Source organism: Stenotrophomonas sp. YJH_SMC_36 (assembly GCF_059369935.1).
Genome location: NZ_JCAFTD010000001.1, coordinates 441,370 through 466,538 on the forward strand (window position 1 = coordinate 441,370; position 25,169 = coordinate 466,538).

A 25,169-nucleotide genomic window follows, 5' to 3' on the forward strand; every position below is an offset into this window, starting at 1 on the left:
CGCGCACTGCGGGTCACGGCGCGATCAACACCGCGCCGCAACCGCATGCGCACGGCTCAGCGCTGGCTGTGCGCGTGCACCGCGTCGACCAGTACCTGCACGTGGGCCGGGTCCATGTCCGGTGACATGCCATGGCCCAGGTTGAACACGTGGCCCTCGCGCGACCCGCCATTGCCGGCGGCGTAGGTATCGAGCACGCGCGCGGCAGCGGTGGCGATCGCATCGGGCGAAGCGTACAGCGTGGTGGGGTCGAGATTGCCCTGCAGGGCAACGCGACCACCGGTGCGGCGCAGCGCTTCGTCCAGGTCCAGCGTCCAGTCCAGGCCCAGTGCATCCGCACCGGTCTGCGACAGTGCTTCCAGGTGCAGGCCGGTGCCCTTGCCGAACAGGATCAGCGGCGTACGCTCGCTGCCTTCGCCACGGTCCAGGCCCTGGGCAATCCGCTGCAGGTAGCGCAGCGAGAATTCGCGGTACATCGCCGGCGACAGCACGCCGCCCCAGGTGTCGAAAACCTGCAGGGCCTGTGCGCCCGCGGCGCGTTGCGCGCCCAGGTAGGCGATGACCGCGTCGGTGGTGACCTCCAGCAGGCGGTGCAGGGCCTGCGGGTGGTTCAGCGCCATGGCCTTGATGCGCGAGAAATCCTTGCTGCCGCCGCCTTCCACCATGTAGCAGGCCAGTGTCCATGGGCTGCCGGAGAAACCGATCAGCGGCACCTGGCCATCCAGCTCGCGGCGGATCAGGCGCACCGCATCCATCACGTAGCCCAGGTCCTGCTCCATGTCCGGCACCGCCAGCCTGGCGATGGCGGCTTCGTCACGTACCGGGTGGCGGAACTTGGGGCCTTCGCCTTCGACGAAGTACAGCTCCAGCCCCATCGCGTCGGGGATGGTGAGGATGTCCGAGAACAGGATGGCGGCATCCAGTGGGAAACGCCGCAGCGGCTGCAGGGTGACTTCGCAGGCGATCTCCGGGTTCTTGGCCATCGCCAGGAAGCTGCCGGCCTTGGCCCGGGTCGCGCGGTACTCCGGCAGGTAGCGGCCGGCCTGGCGCATCAGCCAGACGGGCGTGCAATCCACCGGTTCGCGGCGCAGAGCGCGTAGCAGGCGATCGTTGCGGAGAGGGCTGGTCACGTTGAACGTTCCTTGGATCGAAGGTGGGCAGCGGCGTCAGTCGCCGTGCGAAAGGATCTGGAAGCCACGATGCAGTTCGGCATCGCGCGCCTTCTCGAAGGCGTGGCGGGCTTCGTCGGCCTGCAGGAACAGCTCGCGGCGCAGCTGCGAGCGGCCACCGACGCGGCCGCTTTCGCGCAGCAGCTCCCAGCCGCCGAAAAGATCCGGCTGCAGGCTCAGGCGCAGGAACCGCGGTGCCTGCGCACCGGCCTCGGGATGTTGCAGGTAGACATGCATGGCCCGATTGTAGCGGGGCCAGGGTGACCCCGGCCGCAACGCGGTAGCGCCGGGCCATGCCCGGCGGACGCTCAGGAAACCCCGGGTAGCGCCGGGCCATGCCCGGCGAACGCGGAAGCGATCAACCCTGGCCCAGCACCTTCAATACCGCTGCTTCATCCACGTCCGGCACCACCTCGGCCCGACCCATGCCGCGCCAGAGCACCAGGCGCAGTCGACCGGCCACGTTCTTCTTGTCCAACCGCATGCGGCCGAGCAGGGCCTGCGGATCCAGGCCGGCCGGGATCGCGACCGGCAGCCCGAGCCTTTCCAGCAGCGCCTGCAGGCGCGCGCGGTCGGCATCGTCGGCCAGGCCGAGATCGGTGGACAGCCTGGCCGCCAGCACCATGCCCACTGCCACCGCCTCGCCATGGTTCAGCGCATCGCGGCCCGGCGCCGAATAGCCCTGTTCGGTTTCGATGGCATGGCCGAAGGTGTGGCCGAGGTTCAGCAGGGCACGCTCCCCCTTCTCGAACGGATCGCGCTCGACGATGGCGGCCTTGTGCCTGCAGCTGCGGGCGATGGCTTCGGCCAGCACCGCGTCCTCGCCAGCGGACAGCGCGTCGGCGTGGTGCTGCAGCCAGTCGAAGAAATCCGCATCGCCCAGTGCGCCGTACTTCACCACCTCGGCCAGCCCCGCGCGCAGCTCGCGCGGCGGCAGGGTGGCCAGCACCGCGGTATCGGCCACCACCGCGCGCGGCGGATGGAAGGCGCCGACCAGATTCTTGCCGGCAGGAATGTCTACGGCAGTCTTGCCGCCCACCGACGAATCGACCATCGCCAGCAGCGTGGTCGGCAGCTGCACGCAGTCGATGCCCCGCATCCAGCAGGCTGCGGCGAAGCCGGCCAGGTCGCCGACGACACCCCCACCGAGCGCGAACACACAGGCATCGCGGGTGGCGCCCAGGGCTGCCAGCGCTTCGATGGCGCGGCCGAATTCGGCCAAGGTCTTGGAGGCTTCGCCGGCAGCCAGCACGTGTTCGCCGACGACCAGGTCCGAACGCGCGGCCAGCAGGGTCTGCTTCAGCCGCGCCAGGTACAGCGGGGCGACGTCACTGTCGCTGAGCAGCAGGACGTGGCGCCCCCGCACGTGGCGGGCGAGGGCAGGGCCATCGCTCTGGACGCCGGCGCCGATGGAGATGGTGTAAGGGCGGTCACCGCCAACGGCGACCTGCAGCGGAGTGGGGGAAGTCATGCGATCAGGTCCTGGCGCTGCCATTGCGCGGCGAGCTTGACGACCAGCTGGGCGGTGGCGTCGGCAGCGGTGTACGGGTCGGTATCAAGGGTGAGGTCGGCCAGTTCGCGGTACAGCGGATCGCGATGGGCGGCCAGGTCATGCAGCACCTGCTCGCGGTCGGGGCGCTGCAGCAACGGCCGGGCCTTGTCGCGGGCCAGCCGTTCCAGTTGCGCGGTCACGCTGACGCGCAGGTAGACCACGAAGCCACGGCGGGCGATCAATGCCCGGTTGTCCGGGTCCAGTACCGCTCCGCCGCCGGTCGAGACCAGTTGGCCGTGGCCCTGCAGGAGGCGGGCCAGCGCGTCGCGCTCGAGGCTGCGGAAGCCGGTTTCGCCGGAGTGCTCGAAGATCGTGGGAATGCTGGCTCCGGCGGCGTCGACGATGGACTGGTCGACATCGACGAAGTCCAGCGTGAAGCGCTCGGCGAGGCGGCGGCCGATGCAGGTTTTGCCGGCGCCCATCGGGCCGATCAGGATCAGGTTCGGAGCAGGATTCATGCACCCTGATGCTAACACCTCCGTGCCCCGGCCTTTACGTCCTTCACGCCAGGGTGGACTTCCTGCGGGGATTCCCGCGTTCAACGGAGTACAGGCCATGTCGGTTGCCAAGGTCATCGAAATCACCGCCTCTTCGCCCACGAGCGTGGAGGATGCCGTGCGCAGCGGCCTGAAGAAGGTCTCCGGAACCGTGAAGGGCATCCAGGGGGCCTGGATCAACGAGACCAAGGTGGTCACCAATGGCAGCGGTGAGATCACCGAGTGGCGGGTCAATCTGCGGGTGACCTTCCTGGTGGAATGAGGGGCGTCAGCGCAGTGCCTGTACCTGGCGCTGCGCATCCAGCACCACCACCCGGTCGGCGAGGGCCGGCAGTGCATGCAGTGCCTGCCGGCTGACCCGCTCGAAGTACTGCACGAAGCGCTCCAGCTGCGGCCGGCTCATGCCATGCCGGCCGGGCTGAGCCGCCTGCAGGCTCTGCTCCTGCTGCCAGCGCCAGCGCGGTACCACCGAGAAGTCCGGCGGCTGCAGGAACCACAGGCGGTCACAGCGTTGCCACAATGCCGGGTAGTCGCGGCCCAGGGCCTGGTTGCACCAGTGGCGCCAGCGGCCATCGCTGTCGGCATCACGTTCAAGGGCGTTCAACGGCTGAGCCAGTTCGGATTCCTCCTGCGCCGGTGTGCCCAGGAACCAGCCTTCGAACACCAGCAGGTCCAGCGGCTTTTCCAGCCGTGGCCACTGCGCCTGTGGCAGGCGCTCGTCGGCCAGCTTGTCGAAGCGCGGCAGCGCCAGTGGTTCGCGCGCGGCGGCGGCATCGAGCAGCGCGTGGACCAGCGGCAGGTCGTGGGTGCCCGGCGGCCCCCGGGTGATCAACAGCGGATGGACCTGGCGTGCCAGCCGCTGCCGTTGCGCGCGGGTCAGGTAGACATCATCGATGGACAGCGTCGCGGCGTTCAGGCCCCGGTTCCGGGCGCGCGCCACCACCTGCTCGGCCAGCGTCGATTTGCCGCTCCCCTGCAGCCCGCTGATCGCCAATACTGGAACCGCCGCGCCGCTGCCCAGCGCATCATCCAGTGCCTGCTCGGCCAATGTTTCGGGAAATCCTTTCACCTGGGGCATATACGCAGCAGCGACCATGCCGCCACAATAGATCAATCCGTGTGAGAAGAACGCAATCATGAGCGACCTGTACGCCGAAGCCCTGTCCACGTTTGCGGCCCTGTTCGACGAGGCCAAACAGAGCCGCGAGGTCGAGCCCAACGCGATGACCGTGGCCAGTGCCGACCTGCACGGTCGTCCGTCGGCGCGCACCGTGCTGCTGAAGGCCTTCGATGAGCGTGGCTTCGTGTTCTATACCCACCTGGACAGCCACAAGGGCCAGGAGCTGCGGGCCAATCCGCAGGCGGCCCTGCTGTTCCTGTGGCGCAGCCTGCGCGAGGCCGGCATCCAGGTGCGCATCGAAGGCCGTGTCGAACAGGTGGCCGATGCGGAAGCAGACGCCTATTTCGCCAGCCGTCCGCGCATGAGCCAGATCGGCGCGTGGGCCTCGCAGCAGTCGAAGACGCTTGCAACGCGCGAAGAGTTCGATGCGCGCGTGGCCGAGGTCGAGGCACGTTTCGAGGGCAAGGACGTGCCGCGTCCGGACGGCTGGAGTGGCCTGCGCGTGGTGCCCGACCGCATCGAGTTCTGGTACGGCGCGCAGTTCCGCCTGCACGAGCGGTGGTGCTATGAAGCCGGCGCCGAGGGGCGCTGGAGCAAGCGCCTGTTGTATCCGTGAGCGGCTGCGCTGCCACGATCCGCCAGGCCACACCGGCCGATGCCGCTGCATGGTCGCGGCTGCGCGTGGGCCTGTGGCCCGACGCCGATGATCCGCTGGAGGAGCTGGCGCAATCGCTGGCCGATCCGGAAGGTGCGGTGTTCCTGGCGTGCGCGGCTGATGGTGAGGCGGTCGGTTTCGCCGAGGTGCGCCTGCGCCACGACTATGTGAACGGCACCGGTTCCTCGCCGGTCGGGTTCCTGGAAGGCTGGTATGTAACGCCGCAGTGGCAGGGCCGCGCTGTCGGCCGTGCCCTGCTGGCGGAAGTGCAGGCGTGGACGCGGGACGCGGGCTGCAGCGAGCTGGCCTCGGACAGCCGCCTGGAGGACGTAGAGGCGCACGCGGCACACCGCGCCTGTGGCTTTGTAGAGACCGAGCGGGTGGTCTATTTCCGCATGCCGCTGGACGCGGCCACGCGGGGGTAGTGCCAACCTTGGCTGGCGGCGCGCCGCGCGGTCCGCGATGCGCCTGCCTACATTCCTTCCGCGCGCAGCCAGCGCCACAAGGTGGTGCGTGACACGCCGAGCACCTGGGCCATGCCTTCGCGGTCATTGCGGTGTTCCTGCAGCAGCGCCTGCAGCTGGGCCCGTGCCGGGCGCCTGCCATTGCTTTCCAGCCGCAGGGACGGGGTGCTTTCGCGCGCCAGTTCCGGCGCCAGCTGCAGCAGGCGCCCAGCGTCGATCATCCCGTCTGCCGGCTGCCAGTGGATGCGCAGGCGGTCGACCAGATTGCGCAGTTCTCTCACATTGCCCGGCCAGTCGGCGGCACCCAGCACTGCCATCGCGTCCTGGTCCAGGGGGGCGTCGATACCACGCAGCTGGCGGAAGAAGTGCCGGGTCAGCAGCGGGATGTCAGCGCGCCGGGCACGCAGCGGGGGCAGTGCGATGCGCAGTGCCGCCAGCCGGTAGTAGAGGTCGCGCCTGAAGCTGCCGGCAGCTGCGCGATGCTCCAGCGACTGCAGCGTCGCGGCCACCACCCGCAGGTCCACGGGTGTTGGTTCGGTGGCGCCGACGCGCAGCACTTCACGTTCTTCCAGCACGCGCAGCAGGCGGGTCTGCAGCGGCAAGGGCAGCTCGCCGATCTCGTCAAGGAACAGTGTGCCGCCATCGGCCGCTTCGACCAGGCCGACCCGGCCGCCACGACGTGCGCCCGTGAAGGCGCCATCGCTGTAGCCGAACAGTTCGGCTTCCAGCAGCGATTCGCTGATCGCGCCGCAGTTCAGCGCGACGAAACGACCGCGCCGGCCGCTGGCGGCGTGCAGTTGCCGTGCCACCAGTTCCTTGCCGGTACCGGTCTCGCCGGTGACCAGCACGGTGCTGTCGTGCGGTGCATAGAGCGCGATCTGTGCGCGCACCTGCGCCATCGCCTCGCTGTCGCCGAGCAGCGCGTATGCATCGCCGCGCGGGGCGGCACTGCGCCGCGTGGTGGGGCGTGGACCCACCGAGCGTGCCAGGGTCTGGGTCAGTTCCAGCGCATGCTCGAAGGCCTGCCGTACCGAGTCGGCCGAATACAGAAGCACGCCCGGCAGCCCGGCCTGCTCGGCATGGTCGATGGCCATCCCGGTGCCGACGATCACTTCGATGCCGTTGGCACGCAGATCGGCGATGCAGTCGCGCGCATCTTCGCGGGTGACGAAGCGGCGGTGCTCGATATCCAGGCCGAAGCTCTGCTGGAAGCCGCTGAACACCGGCACGTCGCTGGCATGGGTGACCAGGCCGATGCGTGCGGCGATGCGGCGCGCGCGCGCCAGAGCCTCCATCAGGTCGAAGCCGTTGGCCTGGATCGGCACCAGCGGCAGGTCGAGCCGACTGCGCAGCCAGGCCGCGTTCGAGCCACCGGCAATCACCACGTCGCAGTGCTCGCGGCGCAGGCGTTGGCCGATCACCTCCACTGCCTCTTCGAAGCCGAGGTTGATCTGCTCGATGCGCGCGCGGCGGTCGAACTCGGGAATGACGTCACCCAGCAGGCCGGTCAGCCGCGAAACGCTGACCGTCCAGATCACCGGGCGACCGGGGTCGGCATCGGCATGGCGCAGGGGCGAGCGGGGCAGGTACATGGGGCGGACACCGGCACGGGAGTGTTTCATGATACATCTGTTTCAATGTTTCATATGTTTCATCGCTGTTAGCCGATCATGCCTTTGAAATCAATCGCTTGCAGCTTGGCATGGTGCTTGCGCCTACCCACCTGTTCCTCAACATGGATTGCCGCATGACCGCTTCCGCCCCTTCTTCCGCTGGTGCCCGCTTCCGCGAGACTCTGGCCGCCGAATCGCCGCTGCAGGTGATCGGTGCGATCAACGCCAACCACGCCCTGCTGGCCAAGCGCGCCGGCTTCCGCGCCATCTACCTGTCCGGCGGTGGTGTTGCCGCAGGCTCGCTGGGCCTGCCGGACCTGGGCATCAACACCCTGGAAGACGTACTGGTGGACGTGCGCCGCATCACCGACGTCTGCGACCTGCCGCTGATGGTGGACATCGATACCGGCTTCGGACCCAGCGCGTTCAACATCGCGCGCACCGTGAAGTCGCTGATCAAGGCCGGCGCGGCCGCCTGCCACATCGAGGACCAGGTCGGCGCCAAGCGCTGTGGTCACCGTCCCGGCAAGGAGATCGTTTCGCAGGGTGAGATGGTCGACCGCGTGAAGGCCGCCGCTGATGCAAAGACCGATCCGGATTTCTTCCTGATCGCACGCACCGATGCCATCCAGGTGGATGGCGTGGACAAGGCCATCGAGCGCGCCATCGCCTGTGTCGAAGCGGGCGCTGATGGCATCTTCGCCGAGGCTGCCTACGATCTGGACACCTACCGCCGCTTCGTCGATGCAGTGAAGGTGCCGGTGCTGGCCAACATCACCGAATTCGGTGCGACGCCGCTGTTCAGCCGCGACGAGCTGGCCTCGGCCGGGGTCGCCATCCAGCTGTTCCCGCTGTCGGCGTTCCGCGCGGCGAACAAGGCGGCGGAGAACGTCTACCAGGCGGTGCGCCGCGACGGTCACCAGCGCAGCGTGATCGACGCCATGCAGACCCGCGAAGAACTGTACGACCGCATCGGCTACCACGCGTTCGAGCAGCAGCTCGACGCACTGTTCGCCGCCAAGAAATAAGCAGTACCCTGCACCATCAAGTTTTCGGAGGGAAACATGAACGATACGACCGCAACCCCGACCTTCAAGCCGAAGAAATCCGTCGCCCTGTCCGGCACTGCCGCCGGCAACACCGCGCTGTGCAGCGTCGGTCGCAGCGGCAATGACCTGCACTACCGTGGCTACGACATCCTGGATCTGGCCAACACCAGCGAATTCGAGGAAATCGCGTACCTGCTGGTGCACGGCAAGCTGCCGACCCGCGCCGAGCTGGTTTCGTACAAGGCCAAGCTGAAGTCGCTGCGTGGCATCCCGGCCGCGGTGAAAGCCGCGCTGGAAGAACTGCCGCCGTCGGCACACCCGATGGATGTGATGCGCACCGGCGTGTCGGTGCTCGGCTGCGTGGCGCCGGAAAAGGATGACCACAACCATCCGGGTGCACGCGACATCGCCGACAAGCTGATGGCCTGCCTCGGCTCGATGCTGCTGTACTGGTACCACTGGAGCCACAACGGCCGCGCCATCGACGTGGAAACCGATGACGATTCCATCGGTGGCCACTTCCTGCACCTGCTGCACGGCGAGAAGCCACAGGATTCGTGGGTGAAGGCGATGCACACCTCGCTGATCCTGTACGCAGAGCACGAGTTCAACGCGTCCACCTTCACCTGCCGTGTCATCGCCGGTACCGGCAGCGACATGTACAGTGCGATCTGCGGTGGCATCGGCGCGCTGCGCGGCCCCAAGCACGGCGGCGCCAACGAAGTGGCCTTCGAGGTGCAGAAGCGCTACGACAGCCCGGATGAGGCCGAAGAGGACATCAAGGCCCGCGTCGAGCGCAAGGAAGTGGTGATCGGCTTCGGCCACCCGGTGTACACCGTGTCCGACCCGCGCAACAAGGTGATCAAGGACGTCGCCCGTGAGCTGTCCGAAGAGCAGTCGAGCATGAAGATGTACGACATCGCCGAGCGCCTGGAGACGGTGATGTGGGACATCAAGAAAATGTTCCCGAACCTGGACTGGTTCAGCGCCGTCAGCTACCACATGATGGGCGTGCCGACCGCGATGTTCACCCCGCTGTTCGTCATCGCCCGCACCGCCGGCTGGAGCGCGCACATCGTCGAGCAGCGCATCGACGGCAAGATCATCCGTCCGAGCGCGAACTACATCGGCCCGGAAGATCGCGAGTTCGTGGCCATCGACAAGCGCGCCTGACCGCCGCGTGATCCATCCATCCGGTCGGCCAGGTGCCGGCCGGATGCCTTCATTGCCGCTCGCCGGCATCCGGCCCGCCCCAAGCATTCCGCCAGCCCATGAATACCGATTACCGCAAGACCCTCCCCGGCACCCCGCTGGACTACTTCGATGCGCGCGCTGCGGTCGATGCGATCCAGCCCGGCGCCTACGCCACGCTGCCGTATGTCTCGCGCGTGCTGGCCGAGAACCTGGTACGGCGTTGCGATCCGGCGCTGCTCACCGCCTCGCTGACGCAGCTGATCGAACGTCGCCGCGACCTGGATTTTCCCTGGTTCCCGGCGCGCGTGGTGTGCCATGACATTCTCGGCCAGACCGCGCTGGTGGATCTCGCCGGCCTGCGGGATGCGATCGCCGACAAGGGCGGCGATCCGGCCAAGGTCAACCCGGTGGTGCCGGTACAGTTGATCGTTGATCACTCGCTGGCGGTGGAGTGCGGTGGTTTCGATCCGCAGGCATTCGAGAAGAACCGCGCCATCGAGGATCGCCGCAACGAGGATCGCTTCCATTTCATCGACTGGACCAAGCGGGCGTTCCAGAACGTGGATGTGATTCCTCCGGGCAACGGCATCATGCACCAGATCAACCTGGAGAAGATGTCGCCGGTGATCTACGTGCAGGACGGCGTGGCCTTCCCGGATACCTGCGTGGGCACCGACAGCCATACGCCGCACGTCGATGCGCTGGGCGTGATCGCCATCGGTGTCGGCGGCCTGGAGGCCGAGAACGTGATGCTCGGCCGCGCGTCGTGGATGCGCCTGCCCGACATCATCGGCGTGGAACTGACCGGTCGGCCACAGCCAGGGATCACCGCCACCGACGTGGTGCTGGCCCTGACCGAGTTCCTGCGCAAGGAACGCGTGGTGGGCGCCTGGCTTGAATTCTTCGGCGAGGGTGCGGCCGCGCTGACCATCGGTGACCGTGCCACCATCTCCAACATGTGCCCGGAATACGGCGCGACCGCGGCGATGTTCTACATCGACGGGCAGACCATCGATTACCTGCGCCTGACCGGCCGCGAGGAATCGCAGGTGGCGCTGGTGGAGAACTACGCACGCAGCACCGGTCTGTGGGCCGATGCGCTGGCCACGGCGCAGTACGAGCGCGTGCTGCGCTTCGACCTGTCCAGCGTGGTCCGCAACATGGCGGGCCCGAGCAATCCGCATCGCCGCCTGCCGGTGGCCGAGCTGGCCGAGCGCGGCATCGCCGACGCAGCCAAGCTCGATGCCGGCAAGGCCGAGCAGCTGCGGGGCCTGATGCCTGATGGCGCGGTGATCATCGCCGCCATTACCAGCTGCACCAACACCTCCAACCCGCGCAACGTGATCGCCGCCGGCCTGCTGGCGCGCAAGGCCAACGAGCGCGGCCTGCTGCGCAAGCCGTGGGTCAAGTCGTCGCTGGCCCCGGGTTCAAAGGCGGTGCAGCTGTATCTGGAAGAGGCCGGCCTGCTGCCGGAGCTGGAAAAGCTCGGCTTCGGCATCGTCGCGTTCGCCTGCACCACGTGCAACGGCATGAGCGGTGCGCTGGATCCGGCGATCCAGCAGGAAATCATCGACCGCGACCTGTATGCCACGGCCGTGCTGTCGGGTAACCGCAACTTCGATGGCCGCATCCATCCTTACGCAAAGCAGGCCTTCCTGGCATCGCCGCCACTGGTGATCGCCTATGCCATTGCCGGCACCATGCGCTTCGACATCGAGAAGGACGTGCTTGGCGTGGACGCCGACGGCAACGAGGTGCGCCTGAAGGATATCTGGCCGAGCGATGCCGAGATCGATGCAGTGGTGAAGGCGGCGGTGAAGCCCGAGCAGTTCCGCAGCGTCTACAACCCGATGTTCAACGTGCGCGTGGAGCAGGGTGCGGCGGTCAGTCCGCTGTACGACTGGCGCCCGCAGAGCACCTACATCCGCCGCCCGCCGTACTGGGAGGGGGCGCTGGCCGGTGAACGCACGCTGGCGGGCATGCGCGCGCTGGCGGTGCTGCCGGACAACATCACCACCGACCACCTGTCGCCGTCCAACGCGATCCTGGCCTCCAGTGCCGCCGGCGAATACCTGGCGAAGATGGGCCTGCCGGAAGAGGACTTCAATTCCTACGCAACCCACCGCGGCGACCACCTGACCGCGCAGCGCGCCACCTTCGCCAACCCGAAACTGTTCAACGAGATGGTGCGCAACGACGACGGCAGCGTGAAGCAGGGCTCGCTGGCGCGGGTGGAGCCGGAGGGCAAGGTGATGCGCATGTGGGAGGCGATCGAGACCTACATGGAGCGCAAGCAGCCGCTGATCATCATCGCCGGTGCCGACTACGGCCAGGGCAGCTCGCGTGACTGGGCAGCAAAGGGCGTGCGCCTGGCCGGCGTGGAAGCGATCGCGGCGGAAGGCTTCGAGCGCATCCACCGCACCAACCTGATCGGCATGGGCGTGCTGCCGCTGGAGTTCAAGCCGGGCACCACCCGGCTGACCCTGGGCATCGACGGTACCGAGACCTTCGACGTGGTGGGCGAGCGCACGCCGCGCGCCGACCTGACCCTGGTCATCCACCGCCGCGATGGGCAGGACATCATCGTGCCGGTCACCTGTCGCCTGGACAGCGACGAGGAAGTAGCGATCTACGAAGCGGGCGGTGTACTGCAGCGCTTCGCCCAGGATTTCCTCGAAGGTGCCCGGGTGGCATGAGACAACCGACGGCCCGGCAACGGGCCGTCTTTCATTGCAAGGAACCGTTCCATGAGCTTTCTTCCGCAACTCCGCATTGCCGCCACCTACATGCGCGGTGGCACCAGCAAGGGCGTGTTCTTCCGCCTGCAGGACCTGCCCGCAGCCGCACAGGTGCCGGGCCCGGCACGTGATGCGCTGCTGATGCGCGTGATCGGGTCGCCCGATCCCTATGGCAAGCACACCGATGGCATGGGCGGGGCCACGTCCAGCACCAGCAAGTGTGTGATCATCTCCAGTGCGTCCGTGCCCGATCACGATGTGGACTATCTGTACGGCCAGGTTTCGATCGACACCGCGTTCGTCGACTGGAGCGGCAACTGTGGCAACCTCAGCACTGCGGTGGGTCCGTTCGCCATCGCCAACGGCCTGATCGATCCGGCCCGGGTGCCGCGCGACGGCCTGTGCACCGTGCGCATCTGGCAAGCCAACATCGGCAAGACCATCATCGCCCACGTGCCGATGCGCAATGGCGAGGTGCAGGAGATCGGTGATTTCGAGCTGGATGGCGTGACCTTCCCGGCTGCCGAGATCCAGCTTGAGTTCATAGATCCCTCCGATGATGGCGACGCGGGCGCGATGTTCCCGACCGGCAACCTGGTCGATACCCTGGATGTGCCGGGCGTGGGCAGTTTCGAGGTGACGATGATCACCGCCGGCATCCCGACCATCTTCCTCAATGCGGCCGATCTGGGCTACAGCGGTACCGAGCTGCAGCCGGCGATCAACGACGACAAGGCCGCCCTGCAGAAGTTCGAGAGCATCCGTGCGCACGGTGCGCTGCGCATGGGCCTGATCTCGACGCTGGAAGAGGCGGCGACCCGCCAGCACACGCCGAAAGTGGCGTTCGTGGCATCGGCACAGGATTATGTATCGTCCAGCGGCAAGGCAATCCCGGCATCGGCCATCGATCTGCATGCGCGTGCGCTGTCGATGGGCAAGCTGCACCACGCGATGATGGGCACTGCCGCTGTGGCGATCGGTACCGCTGCTGCGATTCCGGGCACGCTGGTCAACCGTGCCGCCGGCGGTGGCCAGCGCGAGGCGGTGACCTTCGGGCATCCGTCCGGCACGCTGCGCGTGGGCGCCCAGGCCGGTCTCGTTGACGGCCAGTGGACAGTGACCAAGGCCATCATGAGCCGCAGCGCCCGTGTATTGATGGAAGGCAGCGTGCGGGTACCGGCCGACACCTTGTAACGCGGGACCATGGCGGTAGCGCCGGGCCCTGCCCGGCGAGCGCGGCAGGGCCCGCCCATGAACCGCCGGGCGTGGTCCGGCGTCAGCGGAGAACAGACGATGTCCGACAGCCACACCCCGTCCAACGAACGTGCCGCGTGGGATGCGCTGCTGGAGGACATCGTCGATTACGTGCGCGACGTGCGCATCGACTCGCCACTGGCATTCCAGACCGCGCATTACTGCCTGCTGGATACCCTCGGCTGCGGCCTGGAAGCGCTGTCCTTCCCGGCCTGCAGCAAGCTGCTCGGGCCCCTGGTGCCGGGCATCAGCGTGACCAACGGCGCGCGCGTGCCGGGAACGCACTACGTGCTGGATCCGGTGCAGGCGGCGTTCAATATCGGCGCGATGGTGCGCTGGCTCGACTTCAACGACACCTGGCTGGCCGCCGAGTGGGGTCATCCGTCGGATAATCTCGGCGGCATCCTGGCCGTCTGCGATTGGCTGGGCCGCAATGCCGCGGCCCTGCGTCGTCCACCGCCGACCGTGCACGATGTGCTGGTGGCGATGATCAAGGCGCACGAGATCCAGGGCGTGCTGGCCCTGGAGAATTCCTTCAACCGGGTCGGGCTGGACCACGTGGTGCTGGTGAAGGTCGCCACCACCGCCGTGGTCGCCCGCCTGCTTGGCCTGGATCGCGAGCGCATGCTCAATGCGCTGTCGCTGGCCTGGGTCGATGGCCAGGCGCTGCGGACCTACCGGCATGCGCCCAACACCGGTTCGCGCAAGAGCTGGGCCGCCGGCGATGCCACCAGTCGCGGCGTGCGCCTGGCGCTGATGGCGGCCAGCGGCGAGATGGGGTATCCCAGCGTGTTGAGCGCTCCCACCTGGGGCTTCGAAGCGGTCTCCATGCATGGTCAGGCGGTGACGCTGGGGCGGCCGCTGGGCAGCTACGTGATGGAGAACGTGCTGTTCAAGATCAGTTTTCCCGCCGAGTTCCACGGCCAGACCGCAGTGGAGGCCGCGGTCGCGCTGCACGCGCAGCTGCGGGCAGGCGGGCGCAGCGTCGATGACATCGCGCATATCGCCATCCGCACGCAGGAGGCCTGCATCCGCATCATCGACAAGCGCGGCCCGCTGCACAATCCGGCCGACCGCGACCACTGCGTGCAGTACATGGTCGCCATCGCGCTGCTGCATGGGCGGCTGGTGGCTGAGGACTACGAGGACGATGTCGCTGCTGACCCCCGCATCGATGCGCTGCGCGCGCGGATGACCTGCCACGAAGACCCGCAGCTCAGCGCGGATTACCTGGACCCGGACAAGCGCAGCATCGCCAACGGCCTGACCGTCCGCTTCAACGACGGCAGCGAACTGCCGGAGGTCCTGGTCGAGTACCCGCTCGGCCACGCCCGGCGACGCGACGAGGGCATGCCCCTGTTGATGGACAAGTTCCGGCGGCATCTGGCCCATCGGTTCCCCACCACCCAGCAGCAGCGCATCCTGGCGGCCTCGCTGGACCCGGTGGCGCTGGCGGCCATGCCGGTGACCGACTACGTGGATCTGTACCGGCCGGGGTAGGGCGCGCCTTGGTAGGTGCAAACCTTGGTTGGCACGGGCCCAACGCCAACCAAGGTTGGCCGCTACCGGGACCGCCGGGCATGGCCCGGCGCTACCGTTCCGATGTATTCCTGCCGGATCCGCGCCAACACCTTGACGCGGCGCGCCTATAATGGCCGCCTCGATCAAGGAGTGACGACATGAGCGGTCCGGCACGGCGCAAGCGGTGGGGATGGGCGGCGGCGGTACTGGCAGGAGGCCTGTTGCTGGGTCTGGCCGGTTGCCGCAACGACAGCGGGCAGCTGCCCAAGGCCAGTGGCGAGGCCATTACCACCCAGGCCGAGCAGGTGAAGGATTTCACCCTGCTGCGCGCCTACCCGGACCAGAAGAATGACGGCCTGTCGCTGGCGCTGGAGTTCTCGCGCCCGCTGGTCGGCACGCAGGATTTCGACACGCTGGTGCGCTTCGAGGAGAAGGTCGGCACCGACGACAGCAGCTGGACCCTGTCCGATGACGGACTGACCCTGCGCTATCCGTTCGTCGAAGCCGGCAAGGAGTTCAGCCTGGTGGTATCGCCGGACCTGCTGGCCGCCGATGGCAGCCGGCTGGGCAAGGAGCTGAAACAGAAGGTGTTCAGTGGCGAATTGAAGCCGGTGGCCGGCTTCGCCTCGCAGGGCAGCGTGCTGCCGGCCAAGGACAGCCGCGGCCTGCCGGTTGTCTCCGTGAATGTTCCCGAGGTCGACGTCGAATTCCTGCGCGTGCGCGAGAAGGATCTGCCGACCTTCTTCAGCCAGTACCAGCGCGGCGGCCGTCGTGGCAGCTGGGAACTGAGCAGCGACTACGAGCGCAGCCCGATCAATGCGTTGGCCGAGCCGGTCTACGTCAACCGCTTCATCCTCGGCGGCAAGCAGAACGAGCGGGTGCTGACCTACCTGCCAACCCAGGACATCAAGGAGCTGCAGGAGCCGGGCCTGTACTTCGCACTGCTCAAGCGCACGGGCGATTACGAGGGCGAGTTCGACACCGCGTTCTTCTCGGTCAGCGACATCGGCCTGCACACGCGCGCCTACAAGGACAAGCTGTTCGTCCACACCGCCGGACTGAAGGACGGAGCACCGCTGAAGAACGTCGAGCTGCGCGTGCTCGACGGCAAAGGCGAGGTGGTGCTCAAGGGCAGTACCGATGGCAACGGCAATGCGCTGCTGAACTACACGCTCGACGCCACCCACGTGCTGGTGGCCAGCAGTGGTCGCGACACCAGCTTCCTGCCCTTCAACCAGCCGGCCCTGGACCTGAGCGAGTTTGCCGTTGCCGGCCGTGACAATGCCTGGTTCGATGTCTACGCATGGTCCGGCCGCGACCTCTATCGGCCGGGCGAGACCGTGCGCCTGTCCGCGCTGCTGCGCGACAATGATGGCAAGCCGGTCAAGTCGCAGCCGGTGTTCCTGCGCCTGAAGCAGCCCGACGGCAAGACCTTCCGCGAGACCCGCCTGCAGCCGGGCGAGCAGGGCTACATCGCCTTCGAGCAGGTCATCCCGGCCGAGGCGCCGACAGGACGCTGGCAGGTGGAGTTCCGTACCGATCCGGCCAGCAAGGAAGCGATCCAGGGCATGACCCTGCGCATCGAAGAGTTCCTGCCCGAACGGATGAAGCTGGACCTGGACAGCCCGCAGAAGACGCTCAAGCCGGGCGAAGATCTTCGTCTGCAGGCCGATGGCGCGTATCTGTACGGCGCGCCGGCTGACGGCAACCGCTTCACCGCGCGCCTGGCCGTGGCAGCCGAACAGCAGCCGGTCGAAGGATTGCCGGGCTACTTCTTCGGCGACCCGACCCTGCAGCTGCCGCGCGAGGCCAAGGACGTGATCGACACGACGCTGCCGGCCAACGGCCAGCTGCGCGAGGACGTGACGCTGCCGGAAGAAGCGGCCAAGGCCAAGGCGCCGATCGCGGTGGTGCTGTCCGGCAGCCTGTACGAGACCGGTGGGCGGACCGTGACCCGCACCCTGAAGCGGGTGATGTGGCCGGCCAATGCACTGGTCGGCGTGCGTCCGCTGTTCAACCCCGACGATGGTGCCGACTCCAACAGCAACGCACGCTTCGAACTGGTGCGCGTGGACGCGGCCGGCCGGCCGCAGCCGGCCAAGGGCCTGAAGATCACCCTGGTGCGCGAGCTGCGTGACTATCACTGGACCTTCAACGACAACCGTTGGGACTACGATTTCACCCGTCGGTTCGAGAACAAGGAAACCCGCACGGTCGATGCCGGCAGCAGCGCGGTGGCGTTCGATGTCCCGGTCGAGTGGGGCGAGTACCGGGTGGACGTGTTCGATCCGGGCACCGGCCTGACCAGCCGCTATCCGTTCCGTGCCGGCTGGAGCTGGGGCGATGACAATCGCGGTCTCGATGCGCGCCCGGACAAGGTCAAGCTGGGCCTGGACAAGACCGGCTACAAGGCGGGCGACACCCTGCAGGTGACGGTGACGCCGCCGCATGCCGGCAAGGGCATCCTGATGGTCGAGACCGATCGCATGCTGTACGTGCAGGACATCGACGCCAAACCCGGTGCCACCTTCAACATCCCGGTCACCGCTGACTGGGAGCGCCACGATGTCTACATCACCGCGCTGGTGTTCCGGGGCGGCAGTGCGCCGAGCAAGATCACCCCGGCGCGCGCTGTCGGCGTGGTGCACGTACCGATGGACCGCAGGGGCCGCACCGTGGCCGTCGGCCTGGTGGCGCCGAAGCAGATGCGCCCGGAACAGGATCTGCCGGTGACGGTCAGCGCACCGCAGCTGGCCGGCAAGGCTGCGCACGTCACCGTGTCGGCGGTGGATGTGGGCATCCTCAACATCACCCGTTTCCCCGTGCCCGATGCCGGCGCGCACTTCTTCGCCCAGCGCCGCCTCGGCATCGATGCCTATGACATCTACAGCCGGGTGATCGAGAGCTTCGACGGCGGCGCCGGCAAGCTGAAGTTCGGCGGTGACATGGCGCTGCAGTCCCTGCCTCAGGCCAAGCGGCCGACCGCGCGCGTGCAGACCGTGGATCTGTTCTCCGGGCCGGTACAGCTTGATGCCAAGGGCAATGCCCGCATCCGCCTCAAAGTGCCGGACTTCAACGGCACGCTGCGCGTGTCGGCGCTGGTGTACAGCGATGACCAGTATGGCAAGCGCGACGTGGAAACGGTGGTGCGCGCACCGATCCTGGCCGAGGCCAGCATGCCGCGCGTGCTCGCCCCGGGCGACCGCAGCACCGTGACGCTGGACGTGCAGAACTTCACCGGCAAGCCCGGCCAGTTCAACGTGCGCGTGGACAGCGAGGGACCGCTGGCCCTGGGCGAGGGCATCCGCAGCGTGCAGCTCAACGCCGATGCGAAGACCACGCTGAGCTTCCCGCTGTCGGCACGCGAAGGCCACAGCGTGGCCAAGGTGCGGGTGCGGGTGGAAGGCAATGGCTTCAAGGCCGACCGCCGCTACGACCTGCCGGTGCGTGCGGCATGGCCGCAGGTGCTGCGCTCGCAGGTACGCACGCTCGACCCGCTGGCGGCGGTCAGCCTCGACAGCGGTCTGGCCGATGGCCTGATGTCCGAGTCGGTCAATGCGCGCCTGCTGGTCAGCCCGCTGCCCCCGATTCCGTTTGCCAGTGCTCTGCAGGGCGCGCTGAATTACCCGTATGGCTGCGCCGAGCAGACCACCAGCAAGGGCTACGCTGCGCTGATCCTGGACCAGGCCACGTCGTCGATGCTCGGCGCAGACGGCCTGGATGCCAAGACCCGCCGCGAACGCATGGAGGGCGCGTTCGGCCGCCTGGCGTCGATGCAGGTGGCCAACGGCAACTTCTCGATGTGGGGCGACGATGGTTATGTGAACCCGTGGCTGACCCCGTACATCGCCGAGTTCCTGCTTGATGCCCGGGATGCCGGCTTCGCCGTACCGGACAACGTGCTGCAGAAGGCACTGAACCGTCTCAGCGAGGATCTGCTGTCCGGCGGCAACCCGTTCTACGGGCAGGACGAGCGCGAGAAGCTGAAGTTCGCCAACCAGGCGTATTCCGGCTACGTGCTGGCCCGGGTCAACCGTGCGCCGCTGGGTACGCTGCGCACGCTGTACGACAACGAGCGCAGCAAGGCGGTTGGCGGCCTGTCGCTGGTCCACCTGGGTGTGGCGCTGTCGCTGCAGGGCGACGCCAAGCGAGGCCAGGCCGCGTTGGAAGCTGCCTTCGCCAAGTCCAGCAGCGAGCGCCCGTCGTACTTCGGCGACTACGGCAGCGCGATCCGTGATGATGCGCTGATGATCGCGCTGACCCACGAGAACAAGCTGGCGAAGCCGGCATGGGATGCGCGTGCGGTTGATCTCGGCCGCGGCCTGGATGCGCGCCGCAACGCCGGCTGGATGTGGCTGAGCACGCAGGAGCAGGTCGCCATTGCCCGCCTCGGCAAGGCGCTGGCGGCCAACCAGAAGGCACTGGTGGCCGGCGAGCTGGTGATCGGTGGCAACAGTGAATCGATCAGCGAGCGCAAGCTGTTCGGCCGCACCTTCAGCGCCAGCGAACTGGCCAGCGGAGTGCGCTTCACTCCGCAGGGCCAGCCGCCGATGTTCGCCAGCATCGATGTGGCGGGCATCCCGCGCAGTGCGCCCGCGCCGGACAACAGTGTGATCGGTGTCGAGCGCAGCTACTTCGGTACCGACGGCAAGCCGTGGTCGCCGCGCCCGCTGAAGGAAGGCGAAGCGCTGATCGTGCGGGTCACCGTCAGTGCCGACACCACCATGCCGGATGCGCTGCTGACCGATCTGCTGCCGGCCGGCCTGGAGATCGAGAACTTCAACCTGGGCGATGCCAAGCAGTGGGCAGACGTGGTGGTCGATGGCATCACCATCAGCGACCGCGGTGACGCGGCCGATACCAAGCATGAGGAGTTCCGCGACGACCGCTACGTGGCTGCGCTCAAGCTCTCGCGCGGCGGAAAGGCCAATGTGTTCTACCTGGTGCGTGCGGTGACCCCGGGCACCTACTCGGTGCCGCCGCCGCTGGTGGAAGACATGTACCGGCCGCAGCTGCGTGGCGTCGGCCGCAGCAACCCGACCACGATCACGGTGGTGCAGCCGTGACCGCGCGGACGGGCCGCGACGGCGCGGCCCGTCCTGCTGGCAACCTGCAATGAAGAACGCGATGACGACCCGGCAGGCGGACCTGCGCCGCCGGCTGCGGCCGCTGTGGCCGTGGCTGCGCTGGGGAACGGCGGGTCTGCTGACGCTGCTGCTGGTACTGGACGTCGTTTTCCCGCCGCCACTGCCGAAGCAGCGCGACACCAGCACCCTGGTGGTGGCTGCCGATGGCACGCCACTGCGTGCGTTCGCCGATGCCGAGGGCGTGTGGCGCTATCCGGCCTCGATCGACAGCGTCTCGCCGTTGTACCTGCAGGCGTTGTTGACCTACGAGGACCGCTGGTTCTGGCGCCATCCGGGCATCAACCCGCTGGCGATCCTGCGTGCCAGCGGCCAGCTGCTGCGCGGCGGCCGCATCGTTTCCGGTGGCTCGACCCTGACCATGCAGGTGGCACGCATCCTCGACCCGCATTCGCGTACCCCGTGGGGCAAGCTCAAGCAGGTGCTGCGGGCCCTGCAGCTGGAAGTGCATCTTTCCAAGCGGGAGATCCTGGCCCTGTATCTGGAGCGTGCGCCCTACGGCGGCACCATCGAGGGCGTGGAGGCTGCCAGCTGGGCCTACCTGGGCAAGCCGGCCGCGCAGCTGTCACATGCCGAGGCCGCGTTGCTGGCGGTGCTGCCACAGGCACCCAGCCGCCTGCGCCCGGACCGCCATCCGGAAGCGGCGCAGAAGGCACGTGACAAGGTGCTGGCACGCATGGCCGAACGGGGGGCGTGGACACCGGATGAGGTGGAGGATGCACGCATCGAGAACGTGGTGGCGCGGTCGCTGCGACCGCCACTGCATGCGGCATTGCTGGCGCAGCGGCTGCATGCGGCACACCCCGGCCAGGCGCGCATCCGGAGCAGCATCGACATCGGCCTGCAGCGTACACTGGAAGAGCGCGTGGCCAGCTATTTCTCGAGCCTGCCGGAGCGGACGTCGGCGGCATTGCTGGTGGTCGACAACCAGACCCTGCAGGCGCGCGCCTACGTGGGAACGCTGTCCTTCGGCGACCGCCAGCGCCTGGGCCACGTCGACATGGTGCAGGCCTGGCGCTCGCCGGGTTCGACCCTCAAGCCGTTCCTGTACGCGATGGCGCTGGATGACGGCCTGATCCACTCGGAGAGCCTGCTGGTGGACGCGCCGCAGAGCTTCGGCAGCTACCGTCCGGGCAACTTCGACATGGCGTTCAATGGCCCGATCGGCGCCTCCAGTGCGTTGCGTCTGTCGCTCAACGTACCCTCGGTGGACCTGCTGCAGCGGGTCGGCGCCGCGCGCTTTGCCGCGCGCCTGTCACACGCCGGCATCCAGCTGCGTTTTCCCGCGGGCAGCCCCCCCAATCTCTCGCTGATACTCGGTGGCACCGGCGCGAGGCTGGAAGATCTGGTCGGGGCATTCGCCGCACTGAACCGCAACGGTATCGCCGGCCGCGTGCGCTACACCGATGACGAGCCGATGATCGAGCGGCGGTTGGCGTCGCCGGGGGCGAGCTGGATCGTACGCGAGATGCTGGAGTCGAACCCGCGTCCGGGGTATGGCGTGGGCACCTTCGATGTGGGAGGGCGCCCCCGCGTTGCCTGGAAGACCGGGACCAGTTACGGCTACCGCGATGCCTGGGCCATCGGCAGCACGCGGCATTACACCGTGGGCGTATGGGTGGGGCGGCCCGACGGCACGCCCCTGCCGGGCCAGTACGGCGCGGTCACCGCGCTGCCGCTGATGTTCGAGGTGGTCGACAGTCTGCCGCGCCAGCGTGGCGATTCGGCGGCGGCACCGATGCCGGCCAGCGTCAGCCAGGGCGACATCTGCTGGCCGACCGGTGAACGCGCCGAAGGATTGCCGCCGGCCGTGTGCCAGCGGCGGATGCCGGCGTACCTGCTCGACGGCGCCGTACCTCTCACGTTCCCCGAGCGCGAAGCCCGGCGTTGGCAACCGGGCCGTCAGCGCTACCTGGCAGATGCACGCACCGGTCTGCGCGTCTCGGCCGATTGTCGTCTGCCTCATGAGGAGGTGGCGCGCGAAATCGCCCGTTGGCCGGCGCTGCTGTCGCCGTGGCTGCCGAAGGCGACCCGGGAGCTGTCGCAGCTGCCGGCGCTGTCACCGGACTGCCGCGACGATGGCCGTGAGGCCAGCGTGGCGCTGCACGTGGACGGTCTGAATGACGGGGCCACGCTGGCGCGCGCGCCCAATGCCGAACACGGCGTGCGCCTGCAGCTGCGCGCGCTGGGCAGCGAGCAGGCAGTGGACTGGCTGCTGGATGGCCGCTGGATCGCACAGACCCGGGGATCTCAGCTGATGCAGCGCGAGTTCGCCGAGCCGGGCGCCCATACGCTGACCGCACTGGCCGCCGATGGCGCATGGACGCAGGTGCGTTTCAACGTCCTCCGGTAGGTGCCGGCCCCGGCCGGCACGCGATATCCGATACGCGCAGCGCTATTCCCCGATCCACCCGTCCAGCAGGTCGGCGAACTCATCGGCGTGTTCTTCCTCCTGCGCCAGGATCTCCTCGAGGATGCGCTTGGTGGTCGTGTCGCGATCACCGATGAAGTCGATCATCTCGCGGTAGCTGTCGATGGCGATGCGTTCGGCGACCAGATTCTCGCGGACCATGTCACGCAGGTCGCTGCCCTCCTTGTACTCGGCATGCGAACGCGCGCTCAGCGTGTCCGGATTGAGGTCCGGCTCGCCGCCGAGCTGGACGATGCGTTCGGCCAGCTTGCCAGCATGCGCCTGTTCCTGCTGCGCATGCTCAAGGAACTCGGCCTTGACCGCATCGGCCAGCATCCCCTTGGCGGTGAAGTAATGCCGGTAGTAGCGCAGCACGCAGACATACTCGGTGGCGAGGGCGTCGTTGAGCAGCTTGATCACGGCCTTGCGGTCGGCACTGTAGCTTTCGGTGATCGCGCCATCTTCAAGATTGCGCCGCGCGCGTTCGCGCAGGACCTTGCGGTCGCTGATGCCGGGAAGCGGGTGGGCAGACGTGTTGGCGTTGGCTGGCGTATTGGACATGGCTGGCCGTTTCCTCTTGCGGTGGAAGATCAGGTGGGCAGGTGCTCCAGCACGTACTCGGCCGAGGACACTTCGAACTGCCCGGGCTGCTCGATCCAGGCCGCGCGGACGACGCCGTCGTCCACGTACAGGGCAAACCGGCGCGAGCGGATGCCCATGCCCGAAGCACTGGCATCCAGTTCCAGGCCCAGCGCGCGGGTCAGTTCGGCATTGCCGTCGGACAGCATCAGCAGGCCCTCGGGTACGTGCTGGTCAGCGGCCCAGGCCTTCATCACGAACGGATCGTTGACCGCCATGCAGTAGACCTCGATGCCGCGCTGGCGGAACGCCTCGAACTTCTCGACGAAGCCGGGCAGGTGGCGGGCGGAGCAAGTGGGGGTGAAGGCGCCGGGCACGGCGAACAGCACCACTTTGCGGGCGTCGAACAGCGAGTGCGTATCGAGCGTCTCGATGCCCTCGCGGATGCGCTTGAGGGTCACTTCCGGAATGCGGTCGCCGACATGGATGGTCATGATGGACTCCTTGCTGGGGCAGGCTAGTGGACGGGATGGGACAGGGGCGTCAAGACATTGGAAACCCCGCGTGCAGGCCCCATCTTCAGGGGGCACGCGCCAGGGTTCCAGCCACAGCGTGGCGCAGGCCGATGGCAGGCGCATTGCGCAGGATCAGTCGGCCTCACCGGGGCCGCACGAGGGGCGGCGTAGCATCGCCGGCGCGTAGAATGAACCCGGGGCGGCGCCACCGGCGCGGCCGAAGCGAATCGAGGTAGCTGGATGGAATTCAAGGATTACTACGCCACCCTGGGGGTGGAACCGAGTGCGGGTGATGCGGAGATCAAGACCGCATACCGCCGGCTGGCACGCAAGTACCACCCGGACGTCAGCAAGGAGGCCGGGGCCGAAGACAGGTTCAAGGCGGTCAATGAAGCCTATGAGGCGCTGCGCGATCCGGAAAAGCGCGCGGCCTATGACCAGCTGCGCGCGCAGGGCTACCGGCCGGGCGAGGAATTCAATGTGCCGCCGAACTACGGTGGTGGTGGCTTCAATTTCGAGGAAGTGTTCGGCGGTGGTGGCCCCAATGGCGGCTTCAGCGACTTCTTCGAGAGCCTGTTCGCCCGCCAGCGCGGTGGCCAGGGACCGGGCGCGGGATTCAGCAGCCAGGGGCATGCACCCAACCGCGATACCCGCGCCAAGCTGTCGGTGCCGCTGGAGGCCGCCTACAACGGTGACAGCCTGCGCATCACCGTCAACGGCAGGCAGCTGGATGTGCGCGTGCCCAAGGGCATCCGTCCCGGCCAGGTGATCCGTCTGGCGGGGCAGGGCAACCACGGTGGCAACCTGCTGCTGGAGGTGGAGTACGCCGCACACCCACAGTTCGAGGTCGATGGCCGCAACATCCTGTATTCGCTGCAGGTCACGCCCTGGCAGGCAGCGCTGGGCACCAGCATCAGCGTGCCCACGCTGGGCGGCGCGGTGGAGCTGAAGATTCCGGCCAATTCCGAAGCCGGTCGCAAGCTTCGCCTGCGCGGCCGCGGCCTGCCGGGCAATCCCGACGGCGATCAGATCGTCGAGCTGGAGATCATTGCCCCGGCCGCCACCGACGAAGCGCAGAAGAAGGCATACCGCAACCTGGCCAAGGCCTTCGGCGAATCAATCTGACGTCCTGTGCAGCGCCCTCGGTGAATCAACCCAGGGGTAGCGCCGGGCCATGCCCGGCGGCTCCTGACCCGCTGCGCTCGCCGGGCATGGCCCGGGGCTACCCGCGCATGCTGCGGCTTCAGCCCTGCCCGGCGAACACCCGCTCCAGCACCTCGGACAGCTCATCTTCCGAGAACGGTTTGGTGATGTAGGCCTTGGCGCCCTGGCGCATGCCCCACATACGGTCGGTGTCCTGGTCCTTGGTGGTCACCAGGATCACCGGGATGTGCCGGGTCGCCTCGTCGCGGGCGAGGGTGCGGGTCGCCTGGAAACCGTTGAGGTTGGGCATGACCACGTCCATCAGCACCAGATCGGGCAGCTCGGCACGGGCGGCTTCCACCCCGGCGGCGCCATCTGTGGCGGTCAGGATCTGGTGCCCGAGCTTCTCGACGATGCGCTGTATCCCCAACAGCTGCGACGGTGAGTCGTCGACGATCAGAATGCGTGCCATGTTGTTCCCCAGGTAATGCCCGCAGTGTAGTGCGGGCGGATTACCGGCGGGAGGGCGGCGCCTGCCGTCCGTCGCCTGCC

Annotated in this window: 20 protein-coding genes; 11 read left to right on the forward strand and 9 right to left on the reverse strand. The window is 67.8% G+C overall.

The features are described 5' to 3' along the window. Positions 1-56: 56 nt before the first annotated feature. The 4 genes from hemE to AC5P76_RS01875 form a co-directional block, all read right to left on the reverse strand. Positions 57-1,130 (reverse strand): uroporphyrinogen decarboxylase, encoded by a 1,074-nt coding sequence (hemE, locus tag AC5P76_RS01860; protein ID WP_065182628.1) that lies wholly within the window; start codon positions 1,128-1,130, stop codon positions 57-59. A 36-nt stretch (positions 1,131-1,166) separates the two neighbouring features. Then, positions 1,167-1,406, reverse strand: coding sequence for a WGR domain-containing protein (locus tag AC5P76_RS01865; RefSeq protein ID WP_053518663.1), 240 nt, complete (start codon positions 1,404-1,406; stop codon positions 1,167-1,169). Between the two features lie 121 nt (positions 1,407-1,527). Continuing rightward, positions 1,528-2,640 (reverse strand): 3-dehydroquinate synthase, encoded by a 1,113-nt coding sequence (gene aroB / locus AC5P76_RS01870; RefSeq protein WP_197601064.1) that lies wholly within the window; start codon positions 2,638-2,640, stop codon positions 1,528-1,530. After that, positions 2,637-3,179, reverse strand: a complete 543-nt coding sequence (locus AC5P76_RS01875) for a shikimate kinase (protein ID WP_065174808.1) — start codon at positions 3,177-3,179, stop codon at positions 2,637-2,639. The genes aroB and AC5P76_RS01875 overlap by 4 nt, the downstream gene beginning before the upstream one ends. 97 nt (positions 3,180-3,276) lie before the next feature. Here AC5P76_RS01875 and AC5P76_RS01880 point away from each other — a divergent pair, with 97 nt between their 5' ends. Beyond that, positions 3,277-3,480 carry a dodecin family protein gene (locus tag AC5P76_RS01880; RefSeq protein ID WP_053518657.1) on the forward strand — a complete coding sequence of 68 codons (204 nt, stop codon included), beginning with the start codon at positions 3,277-3,279 and terminating at the stop codon, positions 3,478-3,480. A gap of 6 nt (positions 3,481-3,486) precedes the next feature. On the opposite strand, the gene AC5P76_RS01885 is transcribed toward AC5P76_RS01880, so the two are convergent. Continuing rightward, on the reverse strand, positions 3,487-4,314 hold the full coding sequence (locus AC5P76_RS01885) for a kinase (protein WP_111186370.1): 828 nt from the start codon (positions 4,312-4,314) through the stop codon (positions 3,487-3,489). A 40-nt stretch (positions 4,315-4,354) separates the two neighbouring features. On the opposite strand from AC5P76_RS01885, the gene pdxH reads away from it, so the two are divergent. Then, a complete protein-coding gene (gene pdxH / locus AC5P76_RS01890; RefSeq protein WP_053518654.1) occupies positions 4,355-4,954 on the forward strand; it encodes a pyridoxamine 5'-phosphate oxidase in 600 nt (199 codons plus the stop codon). Continuing rightward, positions 4,951-5,418 carry an aminoglycoside 6'-N-acetyltransferase gene (aacA, locus tag AC5P76_RS01895; RefSeq protein WP_193396759.1) on the forward strand — a complete coding sequence of 156 codons (468 nt, stop codon included), beginning with the start codon at positions 4,951-4,953 and terminating at the stop codon, positions 5,416-5,418. The genes pdxH and aacA overlap by 4 nt, the downstream gene beginning before the upstream one ends. A 47-nt stretch (positions 5,419-5,465) precedes the next feature. Here aacA and prpR read toward each other — a convergent pair whose 3' ends face one another. After that, positions 5,466-7,049: a propionate catabolism operon regulatory protein PrpR gene (prpR, locus tag AC5P76_RS01900; RefSeq protein WP_193396775.1), complete on the reverse strand. Its 1,584-nt coding sequence runs from the start codon at positions 7,047-7,049 to the stop codon at positions 5,466-5,468. 155 nt (positions 7,050-7,204) lie between these two features. Here prpR and prpB point away from each other — a divergent pair, with 155 nt between their 5' ends. From prpB to pbpC, 7 genes are all read left to right on the forward strand, one after another. Next, positions 7,205-8,098, forward strand: a complete 894-nt coding sequence (gene prpB, locus AC5P76_RS01905) for a methylisocitrate lyase (protein ID WP_495222604.1) — start codon at positions 7,205-7,207, stop codon at positions 8,096-8,098. A gap of 36 nt (positions 8,099-8,134) precedes the next feature. After that, positions 8,135-9,292: a bifunctional 2-methylcitrate synthase/citrate synthase gene (gene prpC, locus AC5P76_RS01910; protein WP_053518648.1), complete on the forward strand. Its 1,158-nt coding sequence runs from the start codon at positions 8,135-8,137 to the stop codon at positions 9,290-9,292. A gap of 98 nt (positions 9,293-9,390) precedes the next feature. After that, complete coding sequence (gene acnD, locus AC5P76_RS01915; protein WP_065182635.1) at positions 9,391-12,009, forward strand: Fe/S-dependent 2-methylisocitrate dehydratase AcnD; 2,619 nt, start codon at positions 9,391-9,393, stop codon at positions 12,007-12,009. A 51-nt stretch (positions 12,010-12,060) separates the two neighbouring features. Then, on the forward strand, positions 12,061-13,245 hold the full coding sequence (gene prpF / locus AC5P76_RS01920) for a 2-methylaconitate cis-trans isomerase PrpF (protein ID WP_322522913.1): 1,185 nt from the start codon (positions 12,061-12,063) through the stop codon (positions 13,243-13,245). Positions 13,246-13,344: 99 nt separating this feature from the next. Then, positions 13,345-14,805: a bifunctional 2-methylcitrate dehydratase/aconitate hydratase gene (locus tag AC5P76_RS01925; protein WP_193396762.1), complete on the forward strand. Its 1,461-nt coding sequence runs from the start codon at positions 13,345-13,347 to the stop codon at positions 14,803-14,805. Between the two features lie 179 nt (positions 14,806-14,984). Next, positions 14,985-19,892 (forward strand): alpha-2-macroglobulin family protein, encoded by a 4,908-nt coding sequence (locus AC5P76_RS01930; protein WP_495222605.1) that lies wholly within the window; start codon positions 14,985-14,987, stop codon positions 19,890-19,892. A 49-nt stretch (positions 19,893-19,941) separates the two neighbouring features. Continuing rightward, a complete protein-coding gene (gene pbpC / locus AC5P76_RS01935; protein WP_111186364.1) occupies positions 19,942-22,323 on the forward strand; it encodes a penicillin-binding protein 1C in 2,382 nt (793 codons plus the stop codon). A 42-nt stretch (positions 22,324-22,365) separates the two neighbouring features. On the opposite strand, the gene AC5P76_RS01940 is transcribed toward pbpC, so the two are convergent. Both AC5P76_RS01940 and AC5P76_RS01945 read right to left on the reverse strand, forming a co-directional pair. Next, positions 22,366-22,941, reverse strand: a complete 576-nt coding sequence (locus AC5P76_RS01940; RefSeq protein WP_065182639.1) for a ferritin-like domain-containing protein — start codon at positions 22,939-22,941, stop codon at positions 22,366-22,368. 29 nt (positions 22,942-22,970) lie between these two features. Then, positions 22,971-23,453 carry a peroxiredoxin gene (locus AC5P76_RS01945; protein WP_065182640.1) on the reverse strand — a complete coding sequence of 161 codons (483 nt, stop codon included), beginning with the start codon at positions 23,451-23,453 and terminating at the stop codon, positions 22,971-22,973. A gap of 261 nt (positions 23,454-23,714) precedes the next feature. On the opposite strand from AC5P76_RS01945, the gene AC5P76_RS01950 reads away from it, so the two are divergent. Continuing rightward, positions 23,715-24,599, forward strand: a complete 885-nt coding sequence (locus AC5P76_RS01950) for a DnaJ C-terminal domain-containing protein (RefSeq protein WP_253118636.1) — start codon at positions 23,715-23,717, stop codon at positions 24,597-24,599. Positions 24,600-24,717: 118 nt separating this feature from the next. Here the strand turns inward: AC5P76_RS01950 and pilH are convergent, their stop codons facing one another. Continuing rightward, a complete protein-coding gene (gene pilH / locus AC5P76_RS01955) occupies positions 24,718-25,089 on the reverse strand; it encodes a twitching motility response regulator PilH (RefSeq protein WP_053518630.1) in 372 nt (123 codons plus the stop codon). Positions 25,090-25,169: the final 80 nt, after the last annotated feature.

What these genes read in the sequence shown, in the direction of transcription:
- AC5P76_RS01865 (WP_053518663.1), bottom strand. Translation starts at nt 1,406, where the DNA reads ATGCATGTCTACCTGCAACATCCCGAGGCCGGTGCGCAGGCACCGCGG.
- aroB (WP_197601064.1), bottom strand. Translation starts at nt 2,640, where the DNA reads ATGACTTCCCCCACTCCGCTGCAGGTCGCCGTTGGCGGTGACCGCCCT.
- AC5P76_RS01875 (WP_065174808.1), bottom strand. Translation starts at nt 3,179, where the DNA reads ATGAATCCTGCTCCGAACCTGATCCTGATCGGCCCGATGGGCGCCGGC.
- AC5P76_RS01880 (WP_053518657.1), top strand. Translation starts at nt 3,277, where the DNA reads ATGTCGGTTGCCAAGGTCATCGAAATCACCGCCTCTTCGCCCACGAGC.
- AC5P76_RS01885 (WP_111186370.1), bottom strand. Translation starts at nt 4,314, where the DNA reads ATGGTCGCTGCTGCGTATATGCCCCAGGTGAAAGGATTTCCCGAAACA.
- pdxH (WP_053518654.1), top strand. Translation starts at nt 4,355, where the DNA reads ATGAGCGACCTGTACGCCGAAGCCCTGTCCACGTTTGCGGCCCTGTTC.
- prpR (WP_193396775.1), bottom strand. Translation starts at nt 7,049, where the DNA reads ATGTACCTGCCCCGCTCGCCCCTGCGCCATGCCGATGCCGACCCCGGT.
- prpB (WP_495222604.1), top strand. Translation starts at nt 7,205, where the DNA reads ATGACCGCTTCCGCCCCTTCTTCCGCTGGTGCCCGCTTCCGCGAGACT.
- prpC (WP_053518648.1), top strand. Translation starts at nt 8,135, where the DNA reads ATGAACGATACGACCGCAACCCCGACCTTCAAGCCGAAGAAATCCGTC.
- acnD (WP_065182635.1), top strand. Translation starts at nt 9,391, where the DNA reads ATGAATACCGATTACCGCAAGACCCTCCCCGGCACCCCGCTGGACTAC.
- prpF (WP_322522913.1), top strand. Translation starts at nt 12,061, where the DNA reads ATGAGCTTTCTTCCGCAACTCCGCATTGCCGCCACCTACATGCGCGGT.
- AC5P76_RS01925 (WP_193396762.1), top strand. Translation starts at nt 13,345, where the DNA reads ATGTCCGACAGCCACACCCCGTCCAACGAACGTGCCGCGTGGGATGCG.
- AC5P76_RS01930 (WP_495222605.1), top strand. Translation starts at nt 14,985, where the DNA reads ATGAGCGGTCCGGCACGGCGCAAGCGGTGGGGATGGGCGGCGGCGGTA.
- pbpC (WP_111186364.1), top strand. Translation starts at nt 19,942, where the DNA reads ATGAAGAACGCGATGACGACCCGGCAGGCGGACCTGCGCCGCCGGCTG.
- AC5P76_RS01940 (WP_065182639.1), bottom strand. Translation starts at nt 22,941, where the DNA reads ATGTCCAATACGCCAGCCAACGCCAACACGTCTGCCCACCCGCTTCCC.
- AC5P76_RS01945 (WP_065182640.1), bottom strand. Translation starts at nt 23,453, where the DNA reads ATGACCATCCATGTCGGCGACCGCATTCCGGAAGTGACCCTCAAGCGC.
- AC5P76_RS01950 (WP_253118636.1), top strand. Translation starts at nt 23,715, where the DNA reads ATGGAATTCAAGGATTACTACGCCACCCTGGGGGTGGAACCGAGTGCG.
- pilH (WP_053518630.1), bottom strand. Translation starts at nt 25,089, where the DNA reads ATGGCACGCATTCTGATCGTCGACGACTCACCGTCGCAGCTGTTGGGG.